The organism is Aciduliprofundum boonei T469, from assembly GCF_000025665.1.
Taxonomy (GTDB): Archaea; Thermoplasmatota; Thermoplasmata; order Thermoplasmatales; family Aciduliprofundaceae; genus Aciduliprofundum; species Aciduliprofundum boonei.
In genome coordinates this window covers 659090-670907 of record NC_013926.1, presented here as the reverse complement: position 1 = coordinate 670907, position 11818 = coordinate 659090, and the positions used below count along the sequence as shown (strand labels likewise).

Below are 11818 nucleotides of genomic sequence, written 5' to 3'. Positions count from 1 at the left end.
TAGAGTTATAGAAATTGTTGAGAACATTCTAAAAAATTAAATATACCTATATTTTTATCAATCAGTAGGTGAGAATTTATGTCTCCGAAATTAGAAAAAACAGTTGCTATAATCCTAGCAGGTGGATCTGGGATAAGGTTTGGAATGGAAAAACCAAAGCAATTTATGAAGGTGGCAGGAAAAACAATAATTGAGCATACCCTAGATGTATTTGAGCATTGTGCATTTGTGGATGAAATATTTGTAGTAGTCAATCCTGAATGGTATGAGTACTTTTTAGAGTTATTTAAGAAAAATGATTACAAAAAAGTGAAAAAAGTTCTTTATGGAGGTAACACAAGACAAGAAAGTTCCAGGATAGGTGTATATGCTACAGATGAAAATGTCCGTTACGTTCTTATCCATGATGCTGTACGACCTTTTGTAACCAAAGAGATAATAGTAAGAATTATTGATGCTTTGAAAGTATATCCTGCAGTAGATACTGTAATTCCGACAGCAGATACTATAGTAAGAATAAGAGAAAATGATGAAATTGAGGATATACCTGATAGAAGTAAACTTAGAAGAGGGCAAACACCTCAAGGATTTTGGAGAGATTCTATATTAAAAGCCCATCAATTAGCAGAAAAAGATGGAAAAAATAACTTTACAGATGATTGCTCGCTCTTTCTAGAGTACAGATTAGGTCCTGTTAAGACTGTAGCAGGGGATATCAACAATATAAAAATCACTTATCAGAGTGAGATATATCTGGCAGATAGGCTATTTCAGCTAAAAAGAACGATATTATCATTTTCTGACAAGAATTATATTCTTCATTCCCTTGAAAAATTAAAAGGGAAAACTATTATAATCTTTGGTGGGAGCAGTGGTATTGGTAAAAAGATATACACCCTCGTAAAGAAATATGGTGGGGTACCATATTCATTTTCAAGAAAAAATGGAGTTGATATAACTAATTTTGAGAATGTGGTATCCGCTCTTGAAAAGGTTAATGAAAAATATGGAAAAATTGATGCTGTCATAAATACGGCAGGGATTCTTATAATGGGCTTTTTAAAGAATATGAATTTAACAGATATACACCAGATAATTGATACAAATTATTATGGCACAGTGAATGTGGCGAAGGCAAGTATACCCTATCTTCAAACTACAAGAGGGCATTTAGTTCTTTTTACTTCTAGCTCTTATACTAGGGGAAGAGAGAGATATTCAATATATTCCTCCACAAAAGCAGCGGTGGTAAACTTAATGCAGGCCTTAGCTGATGAGGTTTATGAATTGGGTATAAAAGTTAATGCTATATGCCCAGAAAGAACTGCAACTCCTATGAGATTCAAAAATTTCGGAAAAGAGCCGCTCGAAACTCTCTTAAAGCCCGAAACCGTGGCCTATGCAACGCTATTGCTTATCACCACAGAAATAACAGGTCAGGTTATAGATGTGAGGAAAAATAGGGAAGAGAAAAGCTTATTAAAAATAGGGCTAATTTCTTAAAAATAAAAATTTAAAAACCTCTAAAAATTCTCCACAAAAGCTGCCATTCTTCTTTGCCAAATTCACCAAGTAAATACAAAATACCCACGTATATCCCGACAAACAGAATAAAAGAGCCGCCAAGGAGATACCAAGGATAAAGAGGACCTGTGAAATGCTTTAGGAGATAAAAAAGAAGAACAGCTACTGTTCCAGCTAGGATATGATAGAGTATGCGAATTTCGTATTTTGTACCTAAAATTCTCCACACGCGGTACCTGAAATAAATGAATCCTATCAAGAAAGAAAACAAGGTACCCAACGCAGCTCCTGTACTTTTCCATCCAAATAGAGGTATGCCGGCTATGGATTTAGGTATGAAAATTGCGTTTAGAACAACATTGGCAGTTGCTTGGAGCAAGCCAACCCTCAAAACTTCATGAGGCAAATTGGCAGAGGTCATCTGGGAACCATAGGGCCTGTTTATTACATTCAAGTAAGCATATATCATCAATATAATCAATGGAGTGGAGTAGGAAATCAATGTATGTTTAAACAAATTCAATATTTCTGGAGCCATTGCAAAGGTAAAAAATACGAAGGGAGAAATGAATAACGATAGGTATCTCTCGGCTTTCTTGGTTAATAAGAAAAACTCGCTTTTCTTTTTTTCCTCGTAGTATTTTGATTGGGCTGGGTAAAGAAAGAACACGAGAGCACCACCAAGGTATATTACAGATAGTGCTATTTTCTGAACAGAGAAATAACCGCCCACTTCTGTAGCGTTCCAGAAAAACTGGAGCATTGTTCTATCTGTATACGCCTGAATGATACCAACACCACCCAAAAGAGCCAACGGAATGGTAAAATGCAAGTATTCCCTAATAACTTTCTTTTCGGGAAATCTGTATGAGATCTCATCCTTAAATGTCCAAACTAAATAAACAAAGAACTTTGCAACATTGCCTAAAAGATACGCAAATGCAAACAAAACACCAACATAGCTCTGAGATACAGATTGATAAAAATAATAAGATATTGAAAATATCAAGATAAAAATATCTTGGACAAAAAGCTGCACAAACATAGGAGCTAAAGATCTCCTGGCTTGAAGCTTTACCTGATATGTGGTCTTGAATATATTGGCAATAGAACCTATGAAAAATCCAAATATTGTTATGTAAACCGCCCTTGCAAGGTATATGGACTCAAATTTATATCCGAGAATATCGCCTATGACAAAAAACCCTAAAAATGAGAGAGATAAATACAAGAATCCAAATAGACCTTTTAACAGAATATAAGCTCCCATACACTGGGCTTTATCTTTAAGCTTTGTCATCATCTTTATATGGGTGCCATCCAATCCCAAGGTGGCAATAATGCTCAATAATCCCGCAATTGCAAGGGCTGAACCATATATACCCCAAGCCTCCTGCCCAACAAGACGCAAGGCAAAAAACATGGTTATATAGCCAACTATACCACCAACCACATTGTAAGATAGCGAAAATAGAGATTTTCTTGCAAGCTCTACATGCTCGCTCATATTTCAGCTCCTTTCAGGGCATCTTTGCATCCGCAATGCCTTTCCTTGGGAATCATTGGCACACCCTTTTCCAATATCCTCTTCACCTTTTCCTCATTTTCTTTCATAACGCGCATAACCTCCTCCGTTGTGACAGGCTTCTCAGCCCAAACATCGTAATCGGTTATGGTAGAGATGTTTACATAGCACATCTCTAACTCCCTTGCCAATTGCACCTCAGGCACGAGAGTCATACCAATTATATCCGCAAACTGCCTGAACATTCTGCTCTCTGCTCGGGTGGAGAATCTTGGTCCCTCAATGCAGACATAAGTTCCCCTATCATGCATAGGATAGCCCAATGCCCTCGTGGTTTCTATGAACACATTTCTTAACTCTGGGCAGAAAGGATCAGCCATGCTTATATGCACCACTTTAGGACCATCGTAGAATGTGTATTCTCTTTTTTTGGTGAAATCTATGTACTGATCAGTTATTACAATATCTCCAGGCCTGTAATCCTCCCTCAAAGAGCCCACAGCGCTTATTCCTATCACTCTCTCCACTCCTAGCGAATGCAGTGCAAATATATTTGCTCGATAATTAACCTTGTGCGGAGGTATATAATGCCCTTTTCCGTGGCGAGGAATGAATGCAACTTCAACGCCATTTATCTCACCGATCTCCACATTGCCAGAGGGTAAACCGTAGGGGGTATGAACCTTTACACTCTCCTTTGGATTGAAAACCCCGTAAACCCCAGAGCCACCAATTATACCTATCTTTGGCATAGTATCACCAGTGGAGTATAGGATTTAAACATAAAAAAATAATGGAATTACTTGGATATCTCCATTTTCTCCTCCATCTGCCTGAGCTTTTCCATCTTCACGGCCTCTCTATGCTCTTTATCTCCCTTCTTACCCTTTATTCTGTGAGACAGCCTCTTTATGCCTTCATCGGGTCCATAGCACACGAGTACATCCCCAGGATTTATTGTAACCTCCCCTTTCGGAGCACCTATAAAGATCTCTCTTTCTCCGCTCTTCCTGTGAATACCCAAAACTAGAATACCTTCTTCTTTCAACTTAAGAGATTCGAGCTTTCTATTTGCCAGCCAACTATTGCGCCTAACTTTAAATTGACCAATAGAGTATCCTTTAGAAAGCCCCAAGAGAAGCTCATAATCATAAACATGCAACTTTGTAAATTTCCGCAGTGATTTCTTTATTATGTACCTTAATCCCCTGTCAATAAATTTTGATCGGGCAAAGAAGTAAAGTAAAATAAGACCTATTCCCAAATATATTAAACTATCCAAACTCTCTTTCTCTGTTTTTCCAACAAAACTAAGAAACAGCATAGCAATAGCCGATGCTATCCCCGCACTACCTACAAACATCAGCGTTCTAATTATCTTTCTTTTAACAGGATGCGATACCACATACTCCGATTCTGATGTAGTAAATCCAACTCCCGTGTATGCTGACTGTGCCTGAAATGCAGCCACTTCTCTTGATAAACCTGTCATCTCCAGAGCCACTGCCCCTATTCTAACAAAAATTACGGAGAAGAGTATCACTAAAAGTAATGAGATCAAAGCTATCATAGTAAGATTAAATTTGTTATAGAAAATAAAACTTTTGGATTAACTAAGAAGCTTCTTTTTCAAATAGGGAACCCACAGGGTCTCTATTATCACTGTCAACAGCACCGTTATAATCGTAGTGCTTAAAATGAGCTCACCCCAGTGTATCATCTGAGTATTATTATACGCTATTCCAAGCATAAGAGGCATGCTGGCCAAGGCCGAAGGTACAACTCCACGAGGCCCTTCTAAAGAGATGAATAGGTATTTCTTGAATTTCCATTTAGGCAGTATGACCAAGGCCGCCACAGGCCTGGCAACGAATACTATGAAAAGGGCTATTATTGAACCGTACAAAATCATCAGTGGATCCAGCATAGAGAGATTCAAACTGGCTCCTAAAAGTATGAATATGAATATAGTTCCAAGCATGGCAAGAACATCGTTAAAATGCATGTGCCACCTCACAGCATGCTGGACTTCGGGGGAGTTATCATGGAAGAAATCATCATAATTACCCAGCAAGATTCCTATCACTGTTGCAACCAGAAATCCCGAGGCACCCACAACCTCTCCTAACACAAATCCACCAAAAGCCAGAGTTATTGCTAAGATTTCCACATATGGAGATTTTCTGAGTTTTATCTTCTTTATTCCCTCATATCCTATCCAAGCAACAATTGCACCTATCACTATGGACATTCCCACCTGATAAAGAAAATACAAAATCGCAGCGGGATAGAGAGTTACATACTCTGCTAATTTTTCTACTGGCTGTGCACTGGGTGCTTGGGGCATGACGAAAGCAAGAGCAAGAGATGTAAGCACCACACCCAGAGGATCATTAAAGATAGATTCTGTAACTATAACCGTTTCTATGTTTCTATCAACCTTGTGCTGTTTGAATAGGGGTATAAGAGTAGCGGGATCAGTTGCAGACACTATAGCACCAAAGAGGAATCCAACTGTGAATGGTACATGGAAGATTAGCGAGAAAATAAAACCTGCTAAGAGGGCAGTTATCAAAAGACCTATGGTATCGAGAAGGGCTATCGTGGTAAAGTTTTTAACTAAAAGAGACCTCCACAAATGATACCCCTCAGCAAATAGAATCATAAAAAGACCAAAAACTCTTACATATTCAAACAAACTCAAAGCTAATTTTCTATTAATCATGCCCAACACGGGCCCTATTAGAATGCCAAAAAGAATGAGTATGGGTATGTAGGATATCTTAGTTCTTCTACTAATGAGAAGTGATATTATGCCAAATAAAAGGACTATGAGAACAGCATATGCGACTACATCCACCTCGGAATGCAGTACCAAAGATATGTTGAAATCCAATGATATCACCGAAGGGGGAGATATATTGCTCGTATATATACATATCTCAACCGAATATTATTTAAGTTTCTTATCATTTTGTTCCATCATGAAAATAATCGTTGGTATAACAGGTGCATCAGGCAGCATACTGGGAATAAAACTTCTGGAAAGTTTAAAAGCTCATGATGTCTCCTTAATACTCTCCGAAAACGCTAAGAAGATTATAAAATACGAGACAGATTACAAAGAGGAGGACCTAATAAATTTATCCTCAAGAATTTACAATAACAACGAAATGGATGCGGATATTGCCTCTGGAACTACGAGGTTTGATTCTTTGGTAATAGTACCATGCTCTACGAGTACATTATCAAAAATAGCCTGCGGCATAGCGGATAATCTCATAACTCGCGTTGCCTCCGTGGCTTTAAAAGAGAGAAGAAAGGTAATTTTGGTACCAAGAGAAACGCCTCTTAGCCCAATTATCCTTGAAAACATGCTCAAGCTCTCAAAAATAGGTGTCGATATTCTACCTCCTGTACCTGCATTCTATTTGAAACCTAAAAAAATAGATGATGTTGTGAATTACATTGTAGGAAAAATTTTGGATTCCTTGGGAATAGAGCATAAGCTCTACAAGCCCTATTCTCCTCAGTAGTCTATTTCTCCCCTTTCTTTCATCTCCCTGTACATTTTCCAAGTTAGTACCGGTTTTCTGTTGGCGAGGATATCATCCACTCTTCCAATGGACGTGTTATGCGGTGCCTCGTGCAAAAGCTCTGACTCCTCATCCGCCTCTTTTGCAATTCTTATCATTATCTCTGCAAATCTATCAAGATTCTCCTTCGTCTCCGTTTCTGTGGGCTCGATCATCAGGGCTTCGTGCACTATGAGTGGAAAATACACAGTTGGCGCGTGCACGCCGAAGTCCAGCAACCTCTTTGCCACATCTAGGGCAGTGGCATTCTTGGGCCTGACCACAAATTCATGCTTTCTCAGATCCTTGTAGGGAAGCTCGTAGTGCTCTTTTATTCTCTCCTTTAAATAATTTGAATTGACCACAGCGCGTATAGCCGCATCTCTCAATCCTTCTCCTCCCAAGCGCTTTATGTAGGCCCAGGCTTTTACCAGAACTCCAAAATTGCCATAGAAGCTACGCACTTTGCCTATGGTATGCCTTACATTGTAATCTAAGAAATACTTCTCTCCATCGTAATTCACAATAGGAACGGGTAAGAAATCCACAAGCTCACCACGAACGCCAACAGGCCCGGAGCCAGGTCCACCACCACCGTGGGGCGTGGAGAAGGTCTTGTGCAGATTCAGATGCACTATATCAAATCCCATTATGCCCGGTGAGGTTATGCCCATGATGGCATTGAGATTTGCACCATCGTAGTAGAGCAACGCACCGTTCTTGTGCATGATCTTGGCAATTTCCAATATATCCTCCTCAAATATGCCCAGAGTGTTTGGATTTGTTATCATGAATGCAGCTGTTGATTCATCCGTTGCAGCTTCTAAAGCTTCTAAATCAACCATACCTTCTTTGTTAGATGGTATCTCGATCACATTAAACCCGGCCATGGCCGCACTGGCAGGATTTGTACCATGCGCAGAGTCTGGCACGAGAACATTGCGCCTCTTCTCTAATTCTCCCCTAAATTCATGATAGGCTCTAACAAGAAGCATACCTGTGAATTCTCCATGTGCCCCTGCTGCAGGCTGCAGCGTAAATGCATCCATATCAGTTATTTCTTTCAGCATCTCTTGCAATTCGTACATGATCTGCAATGCTCCCTGCACCGTACTCTCATCCTGATAAGGGTGAAGATAGAAGAACATTCTTGCAATCTCCTCGTTGAGCTTGGGATTGTATTTCATCGTGCAGGATCCCAGAGGGTATGTGTTGATATCCACCCCATAATTCATCTGCGAGAGCCTGGTATAATGACGAACCACCTCATATTCTGGTATGTTGGGCAGCTCCAATTTCTCTCTCTTCAATACCTCGGGCACTTCTATTTCTATCTCTACATCATTCTCGCTGTGCATCTCCTTAAGCAAGGGCTCATCGTACCTTGCCTGCCTGTACATTTAAAGCACCTCCTTCAAAGCTTCTACCAATCTTCGCATATCTTCATCCTCGTGAATCTCTGTGGTGCAGAGAAGCATAGCATGGCCTATTCCCCTGAAACAACCCTCGTTTATGGGATAGCCACCCTGCACACCCTTCGCGATAAGTGCTTTATTAACAAGATGCGGATTCTTGGGCAAATCAAGTAGGAATTCGTTAAAATGGGGCGCATCGAAATGAGGAGCGTCAAATCCTTCACTCTTGAGCATATGCATTAATTTCTTTGCATTCTCCATATTCTTCTTTGCCACTTTCCTCAATCCATTAGAGCCTAGATATGCAAGGTATAGAGTGCTCATAAGCGCGCACAGAGCTTCGTTAGAGCATATGTTGCTCGTTGCCTTTCCACGGCGAATATGCTGCTCTCTGGTTTGCAATGTCATTGTAAATGCCCTTCTTCCCTCAGCGTCCTTGGTCATTCCTATGAGTCTGCCCGGCATCTTGCGCACATACTTCATTTTAGTGGCAAATATGCCTAACAGAGGTCCTCCAAAGCTTATGGGATTGCCCAATATTTGGCCCTCGCCGATAACTATATCCGCACCGTACTCTCCAGGAGGCTTGAGCACTCCCAGGGATATGGGATTCACGCCCACTATCAGTATGGAATCTCCAACGATCTCTCTTAGATGTACAACATTCTCATCAATTATCCCGAAAAAGTTAGGGTTCTCAGCGTACACTGCCGCAGTATCCTTGGTAATCATAGAAGATAATCCATCTAGATCCACCATACTTCTCTCATTAAGGGGATACTTTTTGACCTTCATCCCCAATCCCGCTATGTAATTTTTCAGCACGCTCTCCTTCTCCCAGTGCAGGTTCTCTGGCACGAGAATCTCCCTTCTCCTGTTTATTCTGTTTGCCATTCTTGCAGCCTCACCAAGGGAGGTGGAGGCATCGTACATGGAGGAGTTGGCCACATCCATGCCTGTGAGCTCTGCTATCAAGCTCTGATACTCAAATAGGACTTGAAGCATTCCTTGCGAGATTTCAGCCTGATAAGGGGTATAGGAGGTGTAAAACTCAGATCTTGAAGCTAGAGATAAAACGGCTGGGGGTATGAAATGGAAATACACGCCAGCACCTAGGAAATTTGGCATCTGGAAAAAATCCTTGTTCTTATCTGCCAATTTTTTAGCGTAGCGGAAAAGCTCATACTCATCCATGCTCGGTATGTTTATTCCATCCTTCCTTGCTTCCTTGGGAATATCCTTAAAAAGTTCTTCCCAAGAATCAAGTTTCATAGCGCGGAGCATATCTTGCATATCGTTCATATGCAGGGAATCGCTACTCATACCATAAAACTTTCCTTAATATTAAAATAAGAAAACAATCATATCCGCCTGTGAGCCTTAAAGGAATGGGCATAGTACTGAAGAATCGAAATTTTCTAAAATTGTGGATTGGTCAAATTGTATCAAATATAGGTGATGAAGTTGCATTTTTCGGATTAGGAGTTTTGGTTGTATTCTCTTGGAAAGGTACTGCTTTGGACCTTAGCATTGTCATGGCTTCTTCCTCGCTCCCCGTACTACTATTTGGCCCCTTCGTGGGAGTATTTGTTGATAGATGGAACAAGCAGCTTACCATGATAGCTGCGGATTTGATTCGGGCATTTTTAGCTTTATTCTTCATATTCTGCACATCCGTGATTCAATTAGCAATTGTTGTGTTTCTCCTTGCAACGGTCTCAAGATTTTTCTACCCAGCAAGAGCATCTATAATCCCAGAGATCATGAAAGAGGAAAACTTGGTAGAGGCAAATTCATTCTCACAGATGACCTATATGCTCTCAGTTATTTTAGGCCCAGTTATCGCAACTCCAATGATTTACATTCTTGGGTACACATGGATATTCATATTTGACTCATCTTCCTATGTATTCTCAGCAATTATGATATCTCTTATGATTTATGAGCATAAAGCAAGGAAGGAGATGAAAAAACCGCTGGAAGAGCTAATTGATGGATTAAAATACATATGGAACAATCCAACTGTTAGATTGCTGATTCTCATATTTTCCATAGTTATGCTCTTTGTCGGTGGTTTAAATGTGGCGTTCTCCATATACATAAGGGATGTTGTGCATATGGGAGTCGGAGGTTATGGAGCCCTAGAAGTTCTATTCGGTATCGGTACAGTTGTAGGCTCAATTTCAACAGGATTCCTCGCAGGAAGATTCTCCCCAGGAAAGATGGTACTGACTGGGATATTGGGAATAGGAATTATGATTCTAATACTGGGTATCTTACCAACTCCCTGGGTTGCACTAATATTTGGAGGGTTCATGATTGGCTACTTTGTAGGTTATCTAAACGCCCCGGCTACTGCCATATTCCAAAAAGCCATAAAGGAGGAATTTAGAGGAAGAGTATTTAGCGCTCAAGGAGCGATAATCCAAGGAGCAACTCTAATTTCGATTGTTGTCATAGGTCTCCTAATAAACTACTTTGGAATAATCCCCATAATACTTTTCTCATCTTCAGTGCTCATATTTCTCTCCATAGCCCTTATATTCTCAAAGGCCTCAAAGGTTTTAAACGAAGGAGAATAATTCTTTTCTCGTATCTCTCAATGTGGGTCTTACTCTTCTAGCGAGGGCAATATCATCCAAGTTTATTTCAACCGTGTGAATATCTTCCTCAAAATAAGGCGCTTTGTATAGAAGCTTTCCCCTTGGAGAATAGAACATAGAGCCGCCCCAGAACTCCATGGTGCGCTGCAATCCAGCCCAATTCACATAAACAAAAAATACAGTGTTCTCTATGGCCCTCGCTGGTATAATCTTTTCAAACATGGCTCTGGAAGTAATGGGACTTGCGGAGATGTTAACGATAATATCCGCACCGTTCAACGCCTGCGTTTTGGCTACTTCGGGAAAGAAAGCATCGTAACAAATTTGCACACCTATTTTTCCAAACTGTGTATCTACAACAAAAGGTTTCTCACCCTCTTTAAAGTACAACTTCTCTTCAAAGGGCCCGAAATTCGGCAAGTACAATTTCCTTGCAATTTTTATCTCTCCATCCACAATTACGGCTGCAGAATTGTAAATATGCTCGGCCCTCTCGGGAAAACCGAAGATTAGAACTTTATCCTTGGCAACATTTACAATATCCCCAAAAATCTCATCCTCTCCATCCATCGCTCTTTCAAAAATTTTATCACGAATTAAATAACCTGTTAGATACAATTCTGGGAAAACATACATATCCGCATCGTTTCTTTTAACAATGTTGAGCAATCTTTTCAAATTATTTTGTACATCAAAACTGGCCCTCATTTGAGCCAAAAGTACCTTCATTTCATCATCTCCCTTATTTTATCTTCAAACCTTTTCTTTTCAACTATGTACCTATAATGCTTTCCCTCGCCCACCTTTCCTTTATAATCCCACGCCTCAACTTCAAATTCTAGCTTTGGTACATCTGCCTTTATCAACCTTGCTTTAACCTTCACCTTATCTCCCAAGGGTGTGGCTTTCAGATGCTTTATACAAATTCCTGTGCCCACGGTGGTGTGGGTATTTGGCAGGTATGGCTCCACGCATCTTAGAGCGGCTATCTCCATAGCCTGCACCAAGCAAGGGGTGGAAAAAACGAGTACATTTAGGCCAATCTGCTTAGCAGTGAGCTCTTCCTTAACCTCAACCTCGTATTCATATTCTACATTTTCTGGAATTTCCATAAGGGGACATGTATTTGAATTTTAAAAATCTTTGATGCGGCAAAAGTATTAATTAGCACATTTC

At 40.2% G+C, this 11818-nt stretch carries 11 protein-coding genes; 3 read left to right on the top strand and 8 right to left on the bottom strand.

Annotated elements, in window-relative coordinates; genetic code table 11:
- Positions 1-78: 78 nt before the first annotated feature.
- Positions 79-1503, top strand: coding sequence for a 2-C-methyl-D-erythritol 4-phosphate cytidylyltransferase (gene ispD / locus ABOO_RS03535; protein ID WP_008082301.1), 1425 nt, complete (start codon positions 79-81; stop codon positions 1501-1503).
- Positions 1504-1513: 10 nt separating this feature from the next.
- Here ispD and ABOO_RS03530 read toward each other — a convergent pair whose 3' ends face one another.
- Genes ABOO_RS03530 through ABOO_RS03515 form a run of 4 tightly spaced genes read right to left on the bottom strand, consistent with a single transcriptional unit; the run spans position 1514 to position 5945 of the window.
- Complete coding sequence (locus tag ABOO_RS03530) at positions 1514-3031, bottom strand: oligosaccharide flippase family protein (protein WP_008082069.1); 1518 nt, start codon at positions 3029-3031, stop codon at positions 1514-1516.
- Positions 3028-3801 carry an S-methyl-5'-thioadenosine phosphorylase gene (locus tag ABOO_RS03525; RefSeq protein WP_008082731.1) on the bottom strand — a complete coding sequence of 258 codons (774 nt, stop codon included), beginning with the start codon at positions 3799-3801 and terminating at the stop codon, positions 3028-3030. Before ABOO_RS03525 ends, ABOO_RS03530 begins: the two co-directional genes overlap by 4 nt.
- Before the next feature lie 47 nt (positions 3802-3848).
- Complete coding sequence (locus ABOO_RS03520) at positions 3849-4619, bottom strand: TrkA C-terminal domain-containing protein (RefSeq protein WP_008082500.1); 771 nt, start codon at positions 4617-4619, stop codon at positions 3849-3851.
- Positions 4620-4658: 39 nt separating this feature from the next.
- Positions 4659-5945: a cation:proton antiporter gene (locus ABOO_RS03515; RefSeq protein ID WP_008082440.1), complete on the bottom strand. Its 1287-nt coding sequence runs from the start codon at positions 5943-5945 to the stop codon at positions 4659-4661.
- A gap of 88 nt (positions 5946-6033) precedes the next feature.
- On the opposite strand from ABOO_RS03515, the gene ABOO_RS03510 reads away from it, so the two are divergent.
- Complete coding sequence (locus tag ABOO_RS03510) at positions 6034-6585, top strand: UbiX family flavin prenyltransferase (protein WP_008082230.1); 552 nt, start codon at positions 6034-6036, stop codon at positions 6583-6585.
- Here the strand turns inward: ABOO_RS03510 and gcvPB are convergent.
- Together gcvPB and gcvPA are read right to left on the bottom strand one after the other, a co-directional pair.
- Positions 6579-8024 carry an aminomethyl-transferring glycine dehydrogenase subunit GcvPB gene (gene gcvPB / locus ABOO_RS03505; RefSeq protein ID WP_008082713.1) on the bottom strand — a complete coding sequence of 482 codons (1446 nt, stop codon included), beginning with the start codon at positions 8022-8024 and terminating at the stop codon, positions 6579-6581. The genes ABOO_RS03510 and gcvPB overlap by 7 nt on opposite strands.
- Positions 8025-9341, bottom strand: a complete 1317-nt coding sequence (gene gcvPA / locus ABOO_RS03500; RefSeq protein ID WP_148221958.1) for an aminomethyl-transferring glycine dehydrogenase subunit GcvPA — start codon at positions 9339-9341, stop codon at positions 8025-8027.
- Positions 9342-9412: 71 nt separating this feature from the next.
- Here gcvPA and ABOO_RS03495 point away from each other — a divergent pair, with 71 nt between their 5' ends.
- On the top strand, positions 9413-10621 hold the full coding sequence (locus ABOO_RS03495) for an MFS transporter (protein WP_236614079.1): 1209 nt from the start codon (positions 9413-9415) through the stop codon (positions 10619-10621).
- Here ABOO_RS03495 and ABOO_RS03490 read toward each other — a convergent pair.
- Both ABOO_RS03490 and ABOO_RS03485 read right to left on the bottom strand, forming a co-directional pair.
- Positions 10604-11371 (bottom strand): carbon-nitrogen hydrolase family protein, encoded by a 768-nt coding sequence (locus ABOO_RS03490; RefSeq protein ID WP_012997204.1) that lies wholly within the window; start codon positions 11369-11371, stop codon positions 10604-10606. The two genes, ABOO_RS03495 and ABOO_RS03490, sit on opposite strands and share 18 nt — an antisense overlap.
- Complete coding sequence (locus tag ABOO_RS03485; protein WP_008082289.1) at positions 11368-11754, bottom strand: thioesterase family protein; 387 nt, start codon at positions 11752-11754, stop codon at positions 11368-11370. Before ABOO_RS03485 ends, ABOO_RS03490 begins: the two co-directional genes overlap by 4 nt.
- Between the last annotated feature and the right edge of the window lie 64 nt (positions 11755-11818).

Coding starts and splice junctions, on each gene's coding strand:
- ABOO_RS03485 (WP_008082289.1), bottom strand. CDS start 11,754: ATGGAAATTCCAGAAAATGTAGAATATGAATACGAGGTTGAGGTTAAG.
- ABOO_RS03525 (WP_008082731.1), bottom strand. CDS start 3,801: ATGCCAAAGATAGGTATAATTGGTGGCTCTGGGGTTTACGGGGTTTTC.
- ABOO_RS03520 (WP_008082500.1), bottom strand. CDS start 4,619: ATGATAGCTTTGATCTCATTACTTTTAGTGATACTCTTCTCCGTAATT.
- gcvPA (WP_148221958.1), bottom strand. CDS start 9,341: ATGAACGATATGCAAGATATGCTCCGCGCTATGAAACTTGATTCTTGG.
- gcvPB (WP_008082713.1), bottom strand. CDS start 8,024: ATGTACAGGCAGGCAAGGTACGATGAGCCCTTGCTTAAGGAGATGCAC.
- ispD (WP_008082301.1), top strand. CDS start 79: ATGTCTCCGAAATTAGAAAAAACAGTTGCTATAATCCTAGCAGGTGGA.
- ABOO_RS03510 (WP_008082230.1), top strand. CDS start 6,034: ATGAAAATAATCGTTGGTATAACAGGTGCATCAGGCAGCATACTGGGA.
- ABOO_RS03530 (WP_008082069.1), bottom strand. CDS start 3,031: ATGAGCGAGCATGTAGAGCTTGCAAGAAAATCTCTATTTTCGCTATCT.
- ABOO_RS03490 (WP_012997204.1), bottom strand. CDS start 11,371: ATGAAGGTACTTTTGGCTCAAATGAGGGCCAGTTTTGATGTACAAAAT.